General features: G+C 73.9%; 15 protein-coding genes and 1 pseudogene. 2 read left to right on the top strand and 14 right to left on the bottom strand.

Annotation, left to right across the window (positions count from 1 at the left end; all coding sequences use genetic code 11):
* Positions 1-31: 31 nt before the first annotated feature.
* From WCD41_RS01580 to WCD41_RS01515, 14 genes are all read right to left on the bottom strand, one after another.
* Complete coding sequence (locus tag WCD41_RS01580; protein ID WP_337711618.1) at positions 32-1282, bottom strand: alpha/beta hydrolase; 1251 nt, start codon at positions 1280-1282, stop codon at positions 32-34.
* Positions 1279-1536 carry a hypothetical protein gene (locus tag WCD41_RS01575; RefSeq protein ID WP_337711617.1) on the bottom strand — a complete coding sequence of 86 codons (258 nt, stop codon included), beginning with the start codon at positions 1534-1536 and terminating at the stop codon, positions 1279-1281. Before WCD41_RS01575 ends, WCD41_RS01580 begins: the two co-directional genes overlap by 4 nt.
* A complete protein-coding gene (locus WCD41_RS01570; RefSeq protein ID WP_337711616.1) occupies positions 1533-2153 on the bottom strand; it encodes a VOC family protein in 621 nt (206 codons plus the stop codon). The genes WCD41_RS01575 and WCD41_RS01570 overlap by 4 nt, the downstream gene beginning before the upstream one ends.
* A gap of 31 nt (positions 2154-2184) precedes the next feature.
* The gene (locus WCD41_RS01565; protein ID WP_337711615.1) at positions 2185-2919 is read right to left on the bottom strand and encodes a TetR/AcrR family transcriptional regulator; all 735 of its coding nucleotides are present in this window, start codon (positions 2917-2919) and stop codon (positions 2185-2187) included.
* 32 nt (positions 2920-2951) lie between these two features.
* Positions 2952-3884, bottom strand: coding sequence for an amidohydrolase family protein (locus tag WCD41_RS01560; protein WP_337711614.1), 933 nt, complete (start codon positions 3882-3884; stop codon positions 2952-2954).
* Between the two features lie 14 nt (positions 3885-3898).
* A complete protein-coding gene (locus tag WCD41_RS01555) occupies positions 3899-5092 on the bottom strand; it encodes a cytochrome P450 (RefSeq protein WP_337711613.1) in 1194 nt (397 codons plus the stop codon).
* A 46-nt stretch (positions 5093-5138) separates the two neighbouring features.
* Positions 5139-6434, bottom strand: a complete 1296-nt coding sequence (locus tag WCD41_RS01550; RefSeq protein ID WP_337711612.1) for an MFS transporter — start codon at positions 6432-6434, stop codon at positions 5139-5141.
* A complete protein-coding gene (locus WCD41_RS01545; RefSeq protein WP_337711611.1) occupies positions 6431-7183 on the bottom strand; it encodes a maleate cis-trans isomerase family protein in 753 nt (250 codons plus the stop codon). Before WCD41_RS01545 ends, WCD41_RS01550 begins: the two co-directional genes overlap by 4 nt.
* Complete coding sequence (locus WCD41_RS01540) at positions 7180-8754, bottom strand: (2,3-dihydroxybenzoyl)adenylate synthase (protein WP_337711610.1); 1575 nt, start codon at positions 8752-8754, stop codon at positions 7180-7182. The genes WCD41_RS01545 and WCD41_RS01540 overlap by 4 nt, the downstream gene beginning before the upstream one ends.
* On the bottom strand, positions 8751-10310 hold the full coding sequence (locus tag WCD41_RS01535) for an FAD-dependent monooxygenase (RefSeq protein ID WP_337711609.1): 1560 nt from the start codon (positions 10308-10310) through the stop codon (positions 8751-8753). The genes WCD41_RS01540 and WCD41_RS01535 overlap by 4 nt, the downstream gene beginning before the upstream one ends.
* Entirely contained in the window at positions 10307-12613 is a 2307-nt protein-coding gene (locus WCD41_RS01530) for a hydantoinase B/oxoprolinase family protein (protein ID WP_337711608.1), read from the bottom strand. The genes WCD41_RS01535 and WCD41_RS01530 overlap by 4 nt, the downstream gene beginning before the upstream one ends.
* Before the next feature lie 3 nt (positions 12614-12616).
* Complete coding sequence (locus tag WCD41_RS01525; protein ID WP_337711607.1) at positions 12617-14725, bottom strand: hydantoinase/oxoprolinase family protein; 2109 nt, start codon at positions 14723-14725, stop codon at positions 12617-12619.
* Positions 14726-14827: 102 nt separating this feature from the next.
* Positions 14828-15634: an alpha/beta fold hydrolase gene (locus WCD41_RS01520; protein ID WP_337711606.1), complete on the bottom strand. Its 807-nt coding sequence runs from the start codon at positions 15632-15634 to the stop codon at positions 14828-14830.
* Positions 15635-15723: 89 nt separating this feature from the next.
* Positions 15724-16542 carry an SDR family NAD(P)-dependent oxidoreductase gene (locus tag WCD41_RS01515; RefSeq protein ID WP_337711605.1) on the bottom strand — a complete coding sequence of 273 codons (819 nt, stop codon included), beginning with the start codon at positions 16540-16542 and terminating at the stop codon, positions 15724-15726.
* A 59-nt stretch (positions 16543-16601) separates the two neighbouring features.
* Between WCD41_RS01515 and WCD41_RS01510 the strand changes: the two genes are divergently transcribed.
* Both WCD41_RS01510 and rox read left to right on the top strand, forming a co-directional pair.
* Positions 16602-18980: a xanthine dehydrogenase family protein molybdopterin-binding subunit gene (locus WCD41_RS01510; protein ID WP_337711604.1), complete on the top strand. Its 2379-nt coding sequence runs from the start codon at positions 16602-16604 to the stop codon at positions 18978-18980.
* Positions 18981-19065: 85 nt separating this feature from the next.
* Positions 19066-20507, top strand: a pseudogene (gene rox, locus WCD41_RS01505) (rifampin monooxygenase).
* Positions 20508-20509 lie beyond the last annotated feature (2 nt).

Raw genomic sequence — 20509 nt, 5'->3', positions numbered from 1 at the left:
CGAACTTCGGGGCTATAGCCCCGAAGTTCGCTCACATGGGGGGCGCAAGGGGGTGGCGGTCGGCGAGCCAGGTCGCGATCTGCTCCGCGGCGAGCTCGTTGCCGGTGGGCTCGCCGGGGGCGACCGCGCCGCCGAAGTGGGTGCCGCGCACGGCCACGTGGGTGCGGTCGGCGGCCCCCAGCGCGGCGACCATCGCGCGGGTGTCGGACGGGAACGCCGCCTGGTCGCCGGTGAGCTCGACGAACAGCGTCGGCACGGTGACACCGGGCGCACAGCGGACGAAGTCGGCGCGCGTGGAGAGCCCGGACCACGTCGAGAGCCACGCCTCGGGCGTGGTGAGGCGGCCGAACCCGACCTGGCCGTAGTTGATGAGGTCGGGCCGCGCCCCGAACAGCGAGCCGTACGGCCGCTCGCTGGGGTCGAGCGAGAGGTCGACCGTGCGCGGGTCGGCGTCGGTGCGGAACACCGTGACGACGTGCGGGGCGAGCGCGCGGCGCCGGTCGGCGGGGTCACCCGTCCTCTTGTGGGTGGCCCGCGCCTCCGCGGCGCGCTCGACGTGCCCGCGGGCGACGGCGTCGATGCGGGCGACGCGCTCGCGCTGGGCCGCGCGGTAGCGCTCGAGGAACGCCGGGTCGTACGACGAGCTCGCGGGCGGCTCGGCGAACCCGTTCTCTGCCCGGAACGGGTCGAGCTCCGGCACCACCGACAGCGGATCGCCCTCGTCGGCCACCGAGGGGTCGATGCACCCGAGCAGCAGCCGCCCCTGGCCGGGGTGCGGCGCGAGGAACACGACGCCGTCGGCAAGGGGCATGGCGGCGTCGGCGAGCTTCGTCGGGCGCCCGGCTGGCGTGGTCGCGAGCCGGTCGGCCGGCGCGAGGCCCGCCTGTTCGAGGTAGAACGCGTAGAGCGTGCCGCCCCCGGAGTGCCCGAGCGGGACGACCGCGTCGAACCCCCGCTCGTGCAGGAAGACCATGCCCGCCGCGACGTCGAGCAGTGCCTGCTCGTGGACGAGCGTGAGGTCGTTGTTGACCGACCGGGTGTGCTGCGTCCAGACCGCCACCCCGGCGCGCAGCAGGTGCGGCACGAGGGCGTGGTGGGTGACGTCCTGGCGCGGGTGCATGAGGCACACGACCGTGCGGGCGCCCGGCACGGCGGCGAGTACCCCGCGCACGGTGGCGCCGTCGGCCGTCGTCAGCTCGTGGACGCTCGTGACGGTCGCGGCGGGGCGCTCGTCGACGGCGACGTAGCGGCCCGCGCCCAGACCACGGACGGGAGCACTCATGCCGGGTCGACCCACGGTTCGACTCTGAGGGCGTTCTTGTCGTGCTGCGTGATGCTGCCGCCGGCGACACCCGCGACGCACGAGTACCAGACCGCGTGGCGGCAGCCGGTGGCGCGACGGTCGACGACGATCGGGCCGTCCGCGGTGATCTCGAAGTACGGCCCGATCTTGTTGACGGTGACGGTCCCGTCCTCGCCCGCCACCTTCGCCACCGAGGTGTTCTCCGGGACGTCGAGCACGTAGAGCGCGGTCATACCTGCGCCTCGTCCCAGGCGGCCGCGCGGTCCACGATCAGCTCGGCCTTGCGGGCGAGCAGCTTGCCGAACGTCGGCTCCGGGGCGCTCACGACGTCGAGCAGCGCGTCGATCGTCAGGTTCGCGTCGAGGTCCTCCTGCGGCGTCACCGGACGCATCGCGCGGGTGAACTCGACCATGTAGCCGTTGGGGTCGTGCGTGTAGATCGACTCGATCGTCTCGTGCTGGATCTGCATCTCGACCGGCCACTGCGAGTCGTCGAGCCGGCGCCGGTACTCGAGCAGGTCGTCCTGGTCGTCGACGTGGATCGCCAGGTGGCGCGACCGCACGAAGAACTCCGGGACCTCCGGCCCGAAGCCCGCGTAGACGTCGCCGCGCTCGTGGGCGTGCTGCGGCTCGAGGCCGAAGTAGTAGAAGAACGCGATCCGGTCGTCGTTCCCGATGTCGAAGAAGAAGTGGATGAAGTCCGGGTGGTTCTCCGGGCCCCACCCCGCCGCGCAGATCGAGTGCACGACCGGGAAGCCGAGGACGTCGCGGTAGAAGCGGACGGTCCCTGCGGGATCGAACGTCGGGAACGCCGCGTGGTCGACACCGCGGACCTTGTGCTCCAGTGCCATGGCCCCAGCGTAGAACTCGTCTACGCCTGCGTCAATCTTTCGACGCCTGCGTCTGGATGACGCTCTCCAGGTAGTCCAGGTCCTGCCGGAGCAGGCTCAACGCCGCCGCCGGGTCGCCCGGGCGCGGGGTGTCCGGCAGCCGGTCCGGCGCCTGCGCGACCGTCGCGACCGCCATCTCCGCCATCTGCTCGCCGATCTCCTCCGGCGACTGCGCCCCGCCCGCCCGGAACCAGAACGCGACCCAGTTGCACATCCCGATCAGCGCCAAGGCGGTCGACCGCGCCGGCCGCGGCCGGAACTGCCCGCTCCGGATGCCCTCGTCGACGATGCGCACGAAGCCGTCGAGCACCCGCCGCTTGGCCGCGGCGTGGGCCGCGGCGAGGTCGTCGGGCAGCTCGGACTCCGAGCGGATCACCAGCTGGAACCGCGGCCCGTGCCGGGCCTGCTGCGCCGCGGTGACCCGGACGAGGTCGCGCAGCTTCGTCTCCGGGTCCGCGTCGCCGCCCGCGATCTCCTCCGCGGTGTCGGCCGGCCCCTCGGTGATCTCGGTGACGAGCCGCGCCAGCAGCTGGTCCTTGTTCTTGACGTAGTAGTAGAGCGACGGCCGCGTCATGCCCATCGCATCCGCGATGTCCTGCAGGCTCGTCCCCGCGAAGCCGCGCTCGGCGAACAGGCGCGTCGCCTGTTCGTAGATCTGGGCCTCGACCAGTTCCCGACGGGGCCGCCGGGCGGGGGTCTCGTCCGGGGCGGGTTCCGGCAGGCTCATGAGCCGCGACGATACCGAGGCACCCTCGGTGGTCATGACGTCCGGAGGCGCGGGAGCAGCGCCTCGGCGTTGCGACGGTCGACGCCGGCGAGGACCGGGTGCCCCTCGGCGACGGCCTCGTCGAGCACGCGGTCGAACGTGACGCCCCACGATTCCGGCGCGAACGGGAAGTCGCTGCCGTAGAGCACGTGCCCGGGTGGGAAGAACGCCGTGATGGACGGGAGCGCGGTCGGGGTGGCCGAGAGCGCGGTGTCCACGAAGAAGCTCCGCAACTCCTCGAGGACGTCGTCCTCCGAGACTCCCTCGGTGAACCGCGCCGCCCCGGCGAGCCTGCTCGCGACGAACGGCACGAAGCCCCCGGCGTGGGACAGGATCACCCGCAGGCGGGGGTGCCGCGCGAGGACGCGGCGGGTCGCCATCTGCAGCGCCGCCCGTGTGGTGTCGAACGGGAAGTCCAGCAGCGGGCTGGGTAGGCCCGGGAGCATCGGCAGTCCGGGCGGGGCCGTCGGGTGGACGAAGACCACGGCGTCGCGCGCGTCGAGGATCTCCCACAGCGGCTCGATCGACTCGTCGCCCAGGTACGCGCCGCCGGCGTTCGACAGCAGCACCACGCCGTGCGCGCCGAGCACGTCCAGCGCGTACTCGGCCTCCGCGACCGCCCCCTCGACGTCCGGGAGCGTCAGCACCGCGAACTGCCCGAAGCGGTCCGGGTGCCGCGCCACCAGCTCGGCGTGCTCCTCGTTGACCGCCCGGGCCAGCTCGCGCGCCGCGGCGTCGTCGCCGAAGTGCACGCCGGGCGCGCTGATCGACAGCACCCCGGTCGCGATGTCCCGGCGATCCATCATCGCCAGCGCCGCATCCGGGTCCCAGTCCGGCGTGGGCCACCCGCCCGCGGTGAGCCCGCGCTCGTCGAGGGCGGCCCGGTACCGCGTCGGGATCAGGTGCTGGTGGACGTCGATCCGCATGCCGTGAGCTTCGCTCACCCGGCCGCAGGCCACACCACGTCGACGCGTTGCGGACCGCAGAACATCGGGCTCTCGACGTCGCGCCACTCGGCGTCGTCGGCCAGCCGCAGCCCGGGCAGGCGGTCGAGCAGCGCGGTGAGCACGGTCGAGATCTCGATGCGGGAGAGCTCGGCGCCCAGGCAGAGGTGCACGCCGTGGCCGAACGAGAAGTGCTTCCGGGCGGTCGGACGGCCCACGACGAAGTCGTCGGCGTCCTCGCCGAACACCGTCTCGTCCATGTTCGCCGACTCCAGCCCGACGACGACCCGCTCCCCCGGCTCCATCGACGTCCCGCCCATCTCGACCGGCTCGGCCACCGTCCGCAGGACCCACCGGATCGCGGACCCGTGCCGCAGACCCTCCTCACGGGCGGTGTCCAGCAACGACCGGTCCGCCAGCAGCGCCTCCCACCGGCTCCGATCGACGAGCAGGTGGTACACGGTCGAGCCGATCGTGTACGCGGTGCTCTCCAGGCCGGCGACGAACAACTGCCAGGCGTGGAAGGCCACCTCCCGGTCGGTGAGCTCACGGCCGTCGACTCGCCCGTGGACGAGCCGGGTGATCATGTCGTCCGGCTGGTCCGTCGACGCGCGGCGGGCGCGCGACGCGGCGACGAAGTACTCCTCCAGTCGCTGCCAGGCCTCCGTGCCGACGAACGGCGCGGGCAGGATCGCCGTGATCTCCAGCGAGAGCCGGGCCAGCTCGTCGGAGTCCTCGGCGGGCACGCCGACCAACCGGGCGATGACGCGGGCCGTCAGCGGCATCGCGACGTCCCCGACGAGGTCGGCCGGTCCACCGTCGGGCAGCGCGTCGATCAGCTCGTCGGCGTACTCCCGGACCCACGGCGTCGCGTTCGTGATCGCCGTCCGCGCGAACCCGGGGCGCAGCAGCGCGCGCAGTGCGGTGTGCTCGGGCGCGTCGCTCTGGGTGATCAGGGCGGGCGGCGCCTCGCCGTCACCCTCGTCGCCGAGGACGAAGTTGCCCGCGTTGCTCATCGCGTGTCCGTCCAGCAGCGCCTGGCGCGCGACGTCGTGGCCCGCCAGGAACATCAGCCCGGGCGCGACGTGCGACACCGGGCACCCGCTGCCGCGGACCTCCCGCAAGGACGCCCGGATCTCGGTGACGGACCCGCCGGCGAGCGGGTTGAAGGTCTGGTCGTCCACGGTCATCGGGGCACGCTCCTGGTGGTGGGGTCGAGCGGTGGTGGGAGTGCTCCTACTGCGCCTGGAGGTCATGACGACGGGCCCCCGCACCCGCCGTCTCCGGCCGCGGCGCGACCGCGCGCGGGATCGACGCGACGACGACCGCGCCCAGCAGGGCCGGCGCCGCGAAGGCGAGGAACAGGACGGCGGTCGGCAGTTGGGTCGTCAGCAGGAAGGCGCCGTACAGCGGCCCGACGATCCCGCCGATGCGACCCACCGAGAGCGCCACGCCGATCGCGGTCGCACGCACGTCGACCGGGTAGCGGCTCGCGATGAAGACGTTGATCAGGATCTGGGTCCCGACGGTGCCGATGCCCGCCAGCACGACCGCGACGTAGAGCAGGACCGTCGGCAGCGGCTGGCTGAGCACCGCGATCCCGACGACGGCCAGCAGGAACGAGCCCGCCGTCACCACCCGCGACCCGTACCGGTCCGCGAGCCGACCGAGCACCAGCGGACCGACCGCCGTCCCGACGTTCAGCACGACCAGGAACGTCAACGCGGAGCCCAGCTCGTAGCCCGCGGAGCGCATCAGCTGCGGCAACCACGTGTAGAGGCCGAACAGGACGAGCAGCGAGGCGAAGGTCGCGAGGCAGAACATCACCGTCGTCGCGCCGAACCGCCGCGAGAACAGCACACCGATGCGCGAGCCCTCGCGGGGCGGCTCGGCCACCTCGGCGTCGACGCCGAGCCGCGCCGCCCAGCCCGCGGCCTCGTCGTGACGACCCCGGGCCCGCAGGTACACCAGCGACTCCGGCAGGAACCGCATGGCCAACGGCAGGACGACCAGGGCCGCCCCACCACCGACGAGGTAGACCACGCGGAACCCGAGGTCCGGGCCGAACAGCGCGGCCACGAGCGCGGCGAGGGCTCCGCCGACGCCGACCCCCGCGAACGCCAGCGCCGTGTTCACGTGGTGGCGGCCCGACGCGGAGTACTCGTAGACCAACGCCGCGATCGAGGGCAGCACACCGCCCACACCGAGCCCGACGAGCAGCCGCCCGACGGCGAACACCGCGACCCCCGGCGCCAGACCACAGGCCAGCATCGCGATCGAGAAGATCGCCGTCGAGATCAGGACGAGGCGGCGCCGGCCGAGCCGGTCGGTCAGCAGCCCGACCACGACCGCCCCGACCAGCATCCCGACCGGCGTCAGGCTCCCGAGCACACCGGCCTGCGCCGTCGTCACGCCCCAGTCGGGGTGCGCGAGCAGGAACGGGAGGGCCGCGCCGTAGGCGATGACGTCGTAGCCCTCGAGCGTCATGCAGGCCAGGCAGAGCGCCAGGACGCTCGCCGGGGTGCGCGTCACCGGACGGCCCCGACCGGGCTCGCGAGGAGCGACCCGGCGTCGGGAAGTTCCGTCGACAGGCCGAGCGAGCGGAGCAGGCAGAACGCGCCCGCGGTGGCGGCCGACAGGACGGGCAGGCCGAGCTCGGCCTCGACGGCGGGGATGATCGGCAGCGAGGGCATCTGCACGCAGCAGGAGACGACCAGGGCGTCGGCGCGGGAGAGGTCGAGCCCCCGGGCCGCCTCGACGACACGGCCACCCGGGATGCAGCCGACCTCGGTGTTGTCGCCGACCTCGAGCGCGGCCCAGTCGACGATCTCGATCCCCTCGGCCTCGAGGTACGCGACCACCTGCTGCGCCAAGGGCTTCATGTACGGCATGACCAGCGCGACCCGCCCCCACGACTTCGCGGCCAGCGCGTCGACGAGGGCCCCTGCGCTGGAGACGAGGCTCGCGGGCAGGCCGCGCCCGGCGAACTGCTCCGCGACGGCCGCCTCGACGCGCCGGTGCTCCCCCGGCCCCTGCGCCATGACGGCGACGAGGCAGGCGTAGAGCAGGGCGTCGACGCCGGCGTCGGCCAGCTCGTCGACGCACCGCTCGCGCTGCGCGTTCATGGCGACGAGCTCCTCGGGCGTCACCTTCGCCATGCGCATGCGGCTGCCGTGGAAGGAGAAGGTCGCGTTCGGGTGCCGCGCGAGGAGAGCCGGGATCTCGGTCTCGACGGTGACGTTCGAGCTCGGGACGATCATGCCGATGCGGTGGTGGCTCACTGCTGGTTCTCCAGGCGTGCGGTGATGTCGGCCGTCATGGCTTTCTTGTCGAGCTTCCCGACCTTCGTGCGCGGCAGCGCCTCCACCAGCTCGACGCGCTCGGGCCACTTGTACTTCGCGACGTCGAGGCGGGTCAGGTGAGCGCGCAGGTCCTCGAGGGTGACGACGGTGCCGTCGGTCGCGAGGTAGGCGCAGCCGCGCTCGCCGAGGCGGGGGTCGGGCATCGCGACCAGCGCCGCCTCCACCACGTGCGGGTGCGAGAGCAGCAGCAGCTCGACCTCCTCGGCGTTGATCTTCTCGCCGCCGCGGTTGATGAGGTCCTTGATGCGACCCTCGATGGAGATCGCCCGGTGGCCGTCGAGGAGGCGGACCGCCCCGAGGTCACCCGTGCGGTAGAAGCCCTCGGAGGTGAACGCCTCCGGCCGGTCGACGCCGAAGTAGCCGCGCAGGGTGTACGGGCCGCGGCAGCACAGCTCGCCGACCTCGCCGTCGGGGACCTCGTTCTCCGTTCCCGGGTCGAGGATGCGCACCTCGTCGGCCGGGGAGATCGGGACGCCGACGGTCTCCCGGCGTAGCTCCGGGGACCCGTCCTGCGGCGTCACCAGGAACATGCCCTCGGCCATGCCGAACAGCTGCCCCACCCACGCGCCGCCCCGACCCGTCCTCGTGAACAGGTCCTCGGAGACCTTGGCGCCGGAGAGGACCGCGACGCGCAGGGTCTGGGCGAGCCGGTCGTAGAGCGGGTGCTCCGGGGCCCGGTAGTGGACGTGGCCGAAGAGCACCGAGGTGGTGCGCTCGGCGACGAGGAGGGGCATGGCGGTGTCGAGGTCGTGGTCGGTGAGCACGAGGCAGGCACCGCGGGTGTGCGGGCCGTGCACGCCGCACACCACGCCAGCGTTGTGGATCACCGGGATGAGGTGGCCGACGCGCTCGTCCGTGCTCCAGCCGAGGGCGTCGGCGTAGGCGCGGGCGTTGTACCAGTACTCGGCGTGCTGCCGCGGGATCAGCTTCGGGACACCGGTCGTGCCGCCGGAGAGCTGGAAGACCGCGATGTCGTCCGGGTCGATCCCGCGCTGGATCTCCTCGACGCGCTTGCGGGCCTCGTCCGGGTCGATGTCCGCCGCGGGGAGGTCGCCGAGGACGAGGACGTGGCGCATCGTCGGGTGGTCGTGGGCCTGCTCGTGGGCGAACGCCACGAGGTCGATGCCCTTCGTCCCGGCCTCGACCAGGTGCGCCCGCGCCCCGACCGCCCGGCTGATGTGCGCGATCTCGTGACCGCGGTGGGCGGCGAGGGTCGCGACCGGCACCAGCCCGGCCTTGAGCAGCGCGTACCAGGCGACGACGGTCTCCAGACGGTTCGTCACCTGGATGATCACCGGGTCGCCGGGATGCAGGCCGAGGTCCGCGAGCCCGACGGCGATCCGGTCGGTCTCGGCGTCCAGCTCGGCGTAGGTGCGCCGGCCCTGGGCCGCGACGACGGCGTCGCGATCGGGATGGGCGAGCGCGACCGCGTGGAACTCGTCGGCGATCGTGCTCGTGCCCCAGAACTCGCCGTACTCGTCCCGGGTCATCGCAGGGCCACCAGGTGCGCGCGGTCGGCCACGAGCCCGTCGGCGAAGTCGTGGCGCAGGGCCTCGGGGCCGGCCACCACGACCAGCGCCGGCGTCTGCCGACGGAGCCGCTCGGCGACCTCGAGCCGGGTCAGCACGCTGGCCCGGTCGTCGGCGCCCGTCAGCCACACCGTGTCCATGACCCGGGCGCCCCGCCGCACCGCGTCCTCCACGACCTGCTCGGAGCCGGACGGGCGGTCGTCGGTGCCGAGGTCGAGGACGGTGGCGCCCAGGGCCTGCGGGTCGTCGGCGACGACCCGCGAGTCGAAACCGCGCGACCCCTCCGGCTCCCCCTCGACCTCGGGCTCCTGGCCCGGGGTCGACGGCCGCAGCGTCCGCGCGAGGGCCCACTCCGCCAGCGACTCGGCCGCCGACGGCTCTTCCCCCGCCCACTGCTGCAGCGCCCTGTGCACCAGCTCGGGCGACCCCGCGGCGAACCGGTCGAGCGGGACGTTGCCCGCCCGGCTCATGTACGCCACGAGGAGCTGCTCGACGGGGAGGTCCAGGCGCTCCGGGAAGGTCTCCCACCAGCGGCGGGAGCGCTCGGCGATGTCCTGGATCCGCGCGACGGCGGGGCGGCGCTCGTCCTCGTAGGCGGTGAGGGCCGACTCCAGGTCGTCCGACTCCTGCAGCGAGCCGACCAGCGCGATCGCGTCCTCCATCGCCAGCTTCGTGCCGGACCCGACGGAGTAGTGCGCGGTGTGCGCCGCGTCCCCGAGCAGCACCACCTTCCCTGCGTGCCAGCGGTCGCAGCGCACCGTACGGAACTGCATCCACCGGGTGCGGTTGCCGATCAGCCGGTGGCCGTCGAGGTGGTCGGCGAACACGTCGGAGAGGTACTCCAGCGCCACGGTGTCGGACTCGTCTGCCGGCACCACGTGGTCGAAGCCTGCCGCCCGGTAGGTCGCCTCGTCGGTCTCGACCAGGAACGTGCTGCGGTCCGCCGCGTAGGGGTAGGCGTGCGTGACGAACACGCCGTGCTCGGTCCGCTCGGGTGCGAACAGGGCGTGCGGTAGCGCGACGTCCGTGCCGGCCCAGAGGTACCAGCCGGTGCCGGTCTCGACGTCGGCGCCGAAGTCGCCGGCCGAGCGCGTGGCACTCCCGACCCCGTCCGCCGCGATCACCAGGTCGGCGTCCAGCTCGTCGGCCGAGCGCCGTGCCCCGAACTCGAGCTTCACGCCCGCGTCCTCGGCGTGGCGCTGCAGCACCCGCAACAGCTCGGCCCGCCCGACCGCGACGAGGCTCGACACGCTCATTCCCGCCGCCCGGCCGCCGACGACCATCCGCATGTCGTGCGACCAGGAGGCGGCGAGGATGTCGTCGAGCGAGGCCGGGTCGGCCTCGGCCAGCCGGCGCTGCGTCCGCGCGGCCAGTCCGACGCCGAACCCGAACGTCTCGTCCGGAACGCCCTGCTCGTGGACCACGACCTCGCAGTCGGGCCGGGCGAGCTTGCACAGCCGCGCGGCGTAGAGACCTCCCGGTCCCCCGCCGAGCACGGCGACCCGGTCCAGCCTCATGAGCGGGCGTCCGCGAGCACGCGGCTCGTCCGGGTCACGTCGTCGACGTGGTCGACCGGGACGACCGCCGTCGAGACCGCCGTGAAGCACCCCGGGCAGCAGTACTGCCGGAAGTGCACCGCGCCGTCGACGTAGTCGCCCGCGCCGTCCACGACCTGCGGGCCCGCGTCGCTGACCGGCCCCTCGTAGCGCACGAGGTCGAGCTCGCCGACCGCCCCGGAACCGAGCACCGTCGCGCAGTGCGTGCAGGCCACCCGGTCGCCGACGGCGACGAGGTTGTCGTCCAGCCTCCGGGCGTCGGTCAGCGCGATCGTCTCCCGCGTGCCCCCGGCCGGGCCGCGGGAGCGGCGGGCGTCCTTCAGCTCCTGACGGCGGGCGTCGGTGGCCTGCGCGTCGACCGCGCCGGACCCGTCGAGGACGACGCCGTAGGCCGCCGCGGCCGTGGCCACGGTGACCTTCTCCTCCCGCACGTCGCGGGCGACGTCCTCCGGCTCGCGGACCAGCGGGTCGCCGTAGCCCCCGCCGCCCTGCCAGAACATCGTGAACACCTCGCCGGGCGCCACGTACGTCTCGCCGTAGCAGGGCTGCAGTTCCGCGGTGCCGCCGATCTCCTCGAGGTCGGCGGGCAGGCGCCCGGCCCCGAGTGCCGCCGACACCTCGCTGCCGCGGGCGATCCACTCCACGCCGGTGTTGCCCGGGTAGCCGCCGGCGAGCCCGTTGTTCTGGCTGACCGCCTTGCCGTTGGAGGCCAGGACGAGGCCGATCGGGAAGCTCGTGCCGTGGGGGGTGATCGCGAGCGACGCACCCACGCCGCCGCGGCGCCGGCCGGGACCGCCGGAGTCCGGCTCCTCCCGCCGCCAGAGCGCGAGCACCGGGTAGAGGAACTCTGTCATCTCGACGTCGGGCACGCGCCCGAGCGGGATGCAGAAGAGGCCACCGGTGTCCATGCCGTCGGCCTGTGGCTGGGCGCCGTAGCCGCCCGCCATCGGGTCCATCATGATCGAGAGGAAGGGCGTCGGCACGGGTCCGCGCTGGTCGAGCCCGGCGATCACCGCGGTGTCCCAGGTGCCGCAGCAGGTGGCCTGGACGTGCGCGTCCAGGTCCGGCGCCTGGTCGAGCATCTGGCTCAGGCACTCGGCGACGAGGTTGCCGGTGAGCCAGGCCGGCCCGATCGGGCCCCGGCCGACCGCCGCCGGGAAGCTCGCGTTGTTGATCGTGCCTTCCTCGGCGACGAGGTCGAAGCAGCGCATCAGCCCGCCGGCCGACCACGGGATGTCGCCGGCGAGGATCGGCAGCAGCGCGAGCATCACGCCGCCGCGCATGCCCGCGTAGGTGCAGTTGACGACGCCGGACTGCGGGTCGGTGCCGGTGAAGTCGAAGGTCAGGTGGTCCGCCGCCTTCGTCATCGCCACCGTGATCTTGTGCAGGCCGCGGTCGCCCTCGTGCGACTGGTCCTGGTAGCCGGTGGCGTGCCACGTGCCGTCGGGGAGGTCGGTGAGCTTGCCCCGCAGGCGCGACTCGGCGTCGGCCATCATCCGCTTCATCACGGCCTTGACCGTGTCGGCGCCGTACTGCTCGATGACCGCGAGCAGGCGGTCGCGCCCGACGGTGTTGGCGCCGACCTTCGCGCGCAGGTCGAGCCCGATCATCATCGGGACGCGGGAGCGGCGGACCCAGACGTCGGCGACGTCGTCCTGCAGCACCCCGTCACGCACGACCTTGACCGGCGGGGTCGGCAGCGACTCGGAGAAGACGTCCTGCGCGGCCGGCGAGAACGAGCCGAGGCCGACGCCGCCGAGGTCGGGCTGGTGGGCGATCGCCGACGTCCAGCCGAAGAGCTTCCCCTCCCAGAACACCGGCTGGTAGACCATCGCGTCGTTCTGGTGCAGCCCGCCGCCGACCCACGGGTCGTTGGTGAGGAACATGTCGCCCTCGGCGATGCCGGGGTTGCTCGCGCGGTGCTGCAGCGTCCAGTAGATCGCGAGGTCGACGGCGCCGACGAGCATCGTGTTGTAGAGCCCGACCTGCACCTCCTGGCCGAGCTCGTCGGAGACCGCGAAGTCGAAGTCGTTGGCGTCGGTGACGATCGGCGAGCCGGACATGCGCTTGAGCGCCTCGCCCATCTCGTCGGTGACCGACCAGAGACGGTGGCGGACGACCTCGTAGGTCAGCGGGTCGAGCGCGTCGATCTGCTCCTGGGTGACGGTGTGGACCGGCAGGCTCTCCGGCAGCTGCGCGGCGAGCACGGCGGGGTCGATCGGGCGGCTCGAGAACCTCTCGGAGCCGGGGACGGCCATGACCATGATTCAGGCTCCGGTCTTCTGCGAGTGCGTGATGTGCAGGTTGCCGAGCTCGTCGACGGTGCCGGTGCGGCCCTCGGGCACGACGACGGTGGTCGTCGGGACCTCGATGACCGCCGGGCCCGTGACGACGTGGCCGGCGCGCAGGGCGGTGTAGTCGTAGATCGGGGTGTCGACGAAGCCCTGGCCGATCTCGAGGTAGACCGGCCGCCGGCCACTGACGGGTGGCTCCCCGGACGCCCGCTCGAGGGGCGGCAGCTCCGGGCTGAACGGCAGGACGCCGCGGCCGCGCACGCGGTAGGTGATGGCCTGGATGCCGGCGGCGCTGAACCCGGAGCCCTGGCCGAACAGCTCGGCGTACTTCTCCTCGAACCGGTCGGCCGCCGCCCGCATGGCGTTCTCGTCGAGCGGGCCGTCACCGACGGGGACGGTGACCTCGGCGAGCTGCATCGCGTAGCGCATGTCGACCTCGCGGACGATCTCGACGCGGTCGAACTTGAGGCCCTGCCGGTCGAGGCCCTGGCGGACCTGGTCCTCGAGCTGCGCGAAGTTCTTCTCCGCGCGGACCGGGTCGACGGGGAGCTGGGCGGGGTCGGAGAGCTCCTGGGCGAGCGCGATGTCGGACGCGGCGAGGCCGTAGGCGGAGAACGCGGACGCGACCGGGCCGAGCGGGACGACGACCTCGGCGACCCCGAGGTGCGTCGCGTACTTCGCGCAGAACGCGGGGCCGGAGCCGCCGAAGGCGTAGAGGACGAACTCGCGCGGGTCGTGGCCGGCCTCGACGACGCTCTTGCGCAGCAGGTCGCCGGTCTGGGCGTTCTGGGCGGCGTGGATGGCCGCGGCGGCGTCCTCGACGGACAGGCCCAGCGGCTCCGCGACCTTCGTGCGGATCGCCTCGCGGGCCTTCTCCACGTCCAGCGCCTTGCGCCCGCCGAGCAGGCCCGAGGTCGGGAGGATGCCCAGCACGAGGTTGGCGTCGGTGTTGGTCGGCTCGGTGCCGCCCTGGCCGTAGCACGCGGGGCCGGGGACGGCCTGCGCGCTGTGCGGGCCGATGCGCAGGTTGCCGCCGGCGTCGACCCACGCGATCGCGCCGCCGCCGGACCCGATGGCGTGCACGCGCAGGGTCGGGACGTTGATCGGGTGGTGGTTGATGACGGTCGTGGTGTCGCGCTCCGGCTCGCCGTCGACGATGAGCCCGACGAGGAACGTCGTGCCGCCGACGTCGGTGGAGATGATGTTGCGGTGGCCGAGCCGCCGGCCCAGCTGCGACGAGCCGACGACGCCGCCGGTGAGCACCGACCCGACGGTCGAGATGGCCTGGGCCGGCGCCTCGGATGCCGCGACCGCCCCGCCGTTGGACTGCATGACGAGCAGCGGGCCGGCGAGCCCGCGGTCCTTGAGGCCGGCCTCCAGGTTGGTGAGGTAGTCGCGCAGGCCGGGGCCGACCTGCGTGCTCATGATCGTCGTGGAGTTGCGGGCGAACTCGCGGATGCGGGGGCTGACCTCGCTGGAGAGGGCGACGTAGATGTCGGCGTCGATCTCGTGCACCAGCTCGCGGACGCGGCGCTCGTGGACGGGGTTGCGGAAGGCCCAGAGCAAGGACACCGCGATGGCGCGGATGCCGTCGTTGCGCAGCGCGGTGACCTGGCGGCGGACCTCGTCCTCGTCGAGCGCGACGACGACGTTGCCGTCGCGGTCGACGCGCTCGGTGACCTCGAGGGCGTGCCGCTTGGGCAGCAGGTGGTGGTCCTTGTCCTGGGCGAGGACGTGCTGCAGCTCGTGCGGGCTGCGGCCGAGGTAACGCCCCTCGACGTTCATGATGAAGATCGAGTCGCGGTGGCCCTTGGTGGTCAGGAACCCGACGTCGGGGACCTTCCGCATCACCAGCGCGTTGAGGCTCGACGTCGTGCCGTGCGCGACGTGGTGGGTGTCCGCCAGCATCTCCTCGACGGAGCGCCCGAGCTGCTCGGCGAGCAGCTCGAGCACGTCCATCACGCCCCGGGAGTAGTCCGGCGGCGTCGACGGCGCCTTCGCCGCGATGACCGAGCCGGAGTCGTCGTCGAGCACCGCGTCGGTGAACGTGCCCCCCACGTCGACGCCGATCACATAGGTCATGGCCACACTCCTCATCGAGCCAGGGGCGTGACCCGAGCCACGCATTTGACGGTGCCGTCGACTATCTGACACCGACGAAGGCTCGTCAAGGGGCGACCGGGCTCAGGCGTCGAGGAACGTGGCCACCATGTCCTGCACGAGGGCCGTGCGGGCGATGCCGCCGAAGTGCGTGGTGCCGGGCAGCACCGCGAGCTGGGTGGCCGGGACGCCGGCGAAGTCCCCGTTGACGTCCCCGCCCCGCAGGCGCAGGAAGGCCACGGCGTGCTCGAGGCGCACGGCGTCGCAGTCGCCCACCGTGTACAGGGTCGGCGCGGCGTAGCCCGCGATGTCGTCGTCGCTCCAGTCCGGGCCCGCGTCGAGCGCACCGAGCTTGTCGAGCAGGCCCTGCAGGCCCTCGGGGTGCGGCGACTTCGCCCGGTACGAGTCCGCCATCGGCGTCCCCTCGATCATGTCGACCGTCATGGCGCCGACCGCCTCGCTGTTCTCCGACCGCATGCCGCCGGCCGTGAACGCCGCCGAGGAGACCACCGCGCGGCGGATCAGCTCGGGGTGCCGGATCGCGAGGGTCAGGGCCACCGCGCCGCCGACGCTGAAGCCGAAGACGTCCACCCGGGAGATCCCCAGGTGCGCGAGCAGCGCGACGACGTCGCCGGTCAGCTCGGGGATGGACAGGGGGCGGTCGAGGTCGTTGGTGCGTCCGTGGCCCTGGAAGTCGGCGGCGATCACCGTCCGGCCCGCCGACAGCCCGGGCAGCAGGGCGCCGAACTGCAGGTCGATGTCGAACAGTCCGCCGTGCAGGAGCAGCAGGGGCGTGCCGCCGGTGCGCTCGTCACCGTGGACCTCGAAGTACATCCGCAGCTCGCCGAGCGGGGCGTAGCCGGTGCGGGTGGGGACGGAGCTGGTGCTCATCGGGGGCTCCTCGGGGTGGGGCGAGATGGTCTCGCCCGGACGTCGAACGGGAGCGACGGCCTTCGACACGGCCCCGGGGAAATCTTCGTTCAGGCTCCGTAGAGGTCCATCCCGGCGTCGAGGGCGGGGAGCAGCAGCGTCCGCGGGGCGAGGCGCCCACCGAGGGCCGTCAGCTGGTTGACCAGGCCGGGGGTGACGCTGCGGTCGCCCCGCACCATCGCCTCGACCCCCGCCGCCGCGACGTCGGCGGCCTCCCCGACGACGAGGTCGGGCGCCCGCCCGAAGTCGGTGCCGGCGGCGTCCGCGAACCCGGTGCGGGTCAGGCCCGGGCTGAGCGTGGTCAGGGTGACGCCGGTGCCGGCGAGCTCGGTGTGCACGGCCTCGGAGAACGACTGCACGAACGCCTTGCTCGCCGCGTAGCTCGCCGCGCCCGGCAGCGGCTGGAACGCGGTGATCGACGAGACGTTGAGGATCGCGCCGGGTCGGGCGTCCGCGGCGGCACGCCGGACCAGCGCGCCCACCGCCGCCACCGTCAGGGAGTGCAGGGCCAGGACGTTCACCCGGACCAGCCCGTCGAGGGCGGCCTGCACGTCGGCCAGCTCGGCGACGCGGCCCGTCACGCCGAAGCCGGCCGCGTTGACCACCCCGGCCACGCGGTCGTCGTCGACCAGTTCCCGGGCGGCGGCGAGGTCCGCGTCGGTGCCGAGGTCGAGGGCGTGGACCGCCGCGTCCTGCCCGGAGAGCGCGCGCAGCTCGGCGGCGAGGTCGGCGAGCGCGTCGCCGCTGCGGGCGACGAGCACCATCGGGTGGCCCCGGCGGCCGAGCTCCCGGGCGACGGCCGCCCCGATGCCCGAGGACGCGCCGGTGACGACGACGGCGGCATCGGGGGCGGGCGCTGGCAGCGGCATGGTGCCGGGTACCCGCTCGACTTGCGTTCGAGCGCGCTCGAAGGCCTAGCGTCGAGAACGTGCCTGGTTCGATCATGGGAACGGCCGTCCGCCGCGTCGAGGACCCGGAGCTCATCCGCGGTCACGCCACCTACGTCGACAACATCGTGCCGCCGGGGGCGCTGCACTGCGTCTTCGTCCGCTCGCCGCTCGCGCACGCGCGCCTCGACGCGGTCGACGTCGCGAAGGCCCGCGGGGCGCCCGGCGTCGTCGCGGTCCTCACCGGCGAGGACATGACCGCGATCCCCGACCACCGCCCGTTCATGGTGCTCAACGACGCCTGTGCGCGGCCGCTGCTCGCGCGCGGCAAGGTGCGCTTCGTCGGCGACATGGTGGCCGCGGTGATCGCGACGACCCGCGCGGAGGCCGTCGACGCCGCCGAGCTCGTCGAGGTCGACTACGACCCGCTCGAGCCGGTGGTCGACCCCGAGGCGGCGCTGGCCGACGGCGCCCCGCTGCAGTTCGAGGAGCTCGGGAGCAACCTCGCCGCCGGGTTCCGCGACCCCGACGACGTGCACCCCCTCGACGACGCCGACGTCGTGGTGCGCGCGCGGATCGTCAACCAGCGCCTCGCCGTCGCGCCCATGGAGGGCAACGCGGTGACGGCCACGCCGGGCGGCGCGGACGAGGCCTACGACATGACCGTGCACGTCTCCACGCAGATGCCGCACGGGCTGCGCGGGCAGGTCGCCGCCCAGTGGGGCTGGGACACCGAGCGGGTGCGCGTCGTCGCCCCGCACGTCGGCGGCGGGTTCGGCGGCAAGGCCGGGCTGGCGCCCGAGCACGCGGTGGTCGTCGAGGCAGCGCGTCAGCTCGGCCGGGCGGTGACCTGGACCGAGACCCGCTCGGAGAACCTCACGGCGATGCCGCACGGGCGCGGGCAGGTGCAGTACGGCGAGCTCGGGCTGCGCCGCGACGGCACGATCGTCGGCCTGCGCGCCCGGGTGGTCGGTGACTCCGGGGCCTACGCGGGCTTCGGCGGCGCGCTGACCCTCGGGCCGACGCGGAACATGGCGCAGGGCGTCTACCGCATCCCCGAGATCGCCTACGACGGCGCCGCCGCGCTGACCACGACGACGCCGATGGGCGCGTTCCGCGGCGCCGGCCGTCCGGAGGCCGCCGCGATGGTCGAGCGGCTGGTCGACATGGCCGCCCACGAGCTGGGGATCGACCCGGCCGAGCTGCGGCGCCGGAACTTCCTGCAGCCCGAGGAGTTCCCGCTGACCACGCGCACGGGCTCGCTCTACGACTCCGGCGACTACGAGCGCGCCCTCGACGCGGCACTGCGCGCGTCCGGGTACGACGCGCTGCGCCGCGAGCAGGCCGAGCGCCGCGCGCGCGGCGACCGTGTCGCGCTGGGGATCGGGCTCGCCGTGTACGTCGAGGTCACCGCCGGGGGCGGCGGGGGCGAGTACGGCTCGGTGAGCCTCGACGCGGACGGCGGCGCGACCGTCTCCGTCGGCACCTCCGCGCACGGGCAGGGCCACGCGACGTCCTTCGCGATGATCGTCGCCGATCGTCTCGGCGTCCCGATGGAGCAGGTGCGCTTCGTGCAGTCCGACACCGCGGCGGTGCCCCGCGGCGGCGGGACGGGCGGGTCGCGGTCGCTGCAGCTCGCGGGCTCCAGCGTGCTCGTCGCCGCCGACGCCGTGCTCGCCCGGGCCCGGGAGGTCGTGGCCTCGGCACTCGAGGCGGACGCCGACGACATCACCGCCGCCGAGGACGGCCTCGGTGTCGCCGGCGTCCCCGACCGCGCGCTCACGTGGAGCGAGATCGCCGCCGCCGCCGACGAGCAGGGGGTGTCGCTCACCGAGGTCCGCGACGAGCAGCAGCCCGGCGCCACCTACCCGTTCGGCGCGCACGTGTCGGTCGTCGAGGTCGACCTCGACACCGGCCGGGTCACGCCCGTCCGTCACGTCGCCGTCGACGACTGCGGCACCGTGCTCAACCCGACGCTCGTCGCCGGGCAGCAGCACGGCGGGCTCGCGCAGGGCATCTCGCAGGCGCTCTGGGAGGGCTTCTCCTACGACGCCGACGGCAACCCGACGTCCGGGACGTTCGCGGCCTACCTGCTGCCGACCGCGGCCGAGGTGCCGAGCTACGAGGCGTCGTCCACCGAGACGCCGACGCCCTACAACCCGCTGGGCGCCAAGGGCATCGGCGAGGCCGCGACGATCGGGTCGACGCCCGCGGTGCAGAACGCCGTGGTGGACGCGCTCGCCCCGCTCGGCGTGCGCCACGTGGACATGCCGCTCACGCCCGACCGGGTGTGGCGCGCGATCCGCGCCGCGGAGGCCGGCACGCCCGCGGACCCGTGGTCCGAGCCGCCGGCGTTCTTCGCGGACCTGCCCGTCCGGGGCGCCGCGGCCGATCCCGAGGCCGCTTCCGTGGACGTGTAGGGAGCGTCCCCCGCCGCCTCCAAGCTATCGCGCGCCGGGGGACTTGCGGCAAGACCCGGGGGTCTCCGCAGAATCACGCGCCGTGATGCCCGAGATCGATGTCGTCGTGGTCGGGGGCGGCCCCACCGGCATGATGCTGGCCGCCGAGCTGCGGCTCCAGGCGGTCGGCGTCGTCGTCCTGGAGCGGGAGACGGAGCCCGCGCCGTTCGTGCGGTCGCTCGGGCTGCACGTGCGCAGCATCGAGCTGATGGACCAGCGCGGGCTGCTCGAGCGCTTCCTCGCCGAGGGGCAGCGGCACCCGCTGGGCGGGTTCTTCGCCGCCATCCCCGGGCCGCCGCCGACGGATCTGGACACCGCCCACGGCTACGTCCTCGGCATCCCGCAGACCCGGACGGACCGTCTGCTCGCCGAGCACGCCGTCGAGCTCGGCGCCGACGTCCACCGGGGCACGGAGGTGGTGGGCCTGGAGCAGGACGACCGGGCGGTCGCGGTCCTGCTCGCCGACGGCACGACCCTGCGCGCGCGGTACGTCGTCGGTGCCGACGGCGGGCGCAGCACCGTGCGCAAGCTGCTCGGGGTCGGCTTCCCCGGCGAGCCGTCACGTCAGGACACGCTGATCGGCGAGATGGAGGCGAGCGCGTCGCCGGAGGAGATCACCGCGGTCGTCACCGAGGTCCGGCGCACCCAGACGCGGTTCGGCCTCGGGCCGTCGGGCACCGACGGCGTGTACCGCGCCGTCGTGCCGGCCGCCGAGGTCGCCGGGGAGCGCGGCGAGGCCCCGACGATGGGGGAGTTCCGGGAGCGCCTGCGCGCCGTCGGCGGCACCGACTTCGGCGTGCACTCCCCCCGCTGGCTCTCCCGCTTCGGCGACGCCACCCGGCAGGCCGAGCGCTACCGCGTCGGCCGCGTGCTGCTCGCCGGCGACGCCGCGCACATCCACCCGCCGGTCGGCGGGCAGGGCCTCAACCTCGGCATCCAGGACGCGGCGAACCTCGGGTGGAAGCTCGCCGCCGAGGTCGCCGGGTGGGCGCCCGCCGGCTCCTGGACACCTACGAGGCCGAACGCCACCCGGTCGCGGCCGCCGTCCTCGACAACACGCGCGCGCAGATGCAGCTCATGTCCACCGAGCCGGGGCCGCAGGCGGTGCGCCGGCTGCTCGCCGAGCTCATGGGCGTCGAGGGGGTCAGCAGGCTGCTCACCGAGAAGATCACCGCGATCGGCATCCGCTACGACCTCGACGACGAGCACCCGCTCGTCGGCCGGCGCCTGCGGGACGTGCCGCTGACCGACGGCCGGCTCTACGAGCACCAGCGCGCCGCCCGCGGCCTGCTCGTCGACCGCTCCGGTGCGCTGACCGTGACGGGGTGGGAGGACCGCGTCGACCACCTCGCCGATCCCGGAGCCGGGATCGACGACCCCGCCGTGCTCCTGCGCCCGGACGGGCACGTCGCCTGGGTCGGCGACGGGCAGGAGGCGCTCGTCGCGCGGCTGGAGAGGTGGTTCGGTCCGCCCGCGGACGCGCGCTGAGG

This window comes from Actinomycetospora aeridis, from assembly GCF_037400275.1.
Classification (GTDB): Bacteria; Actinomycetota; Actinomycetes; order Mycobacteriales; family Pseudonocardiaceae; genus Actinomycetospora; species Actinomycetospora aeridis.
This window is presented reverse-complemented; position numbering and strand designations above follow the sequence as displayed.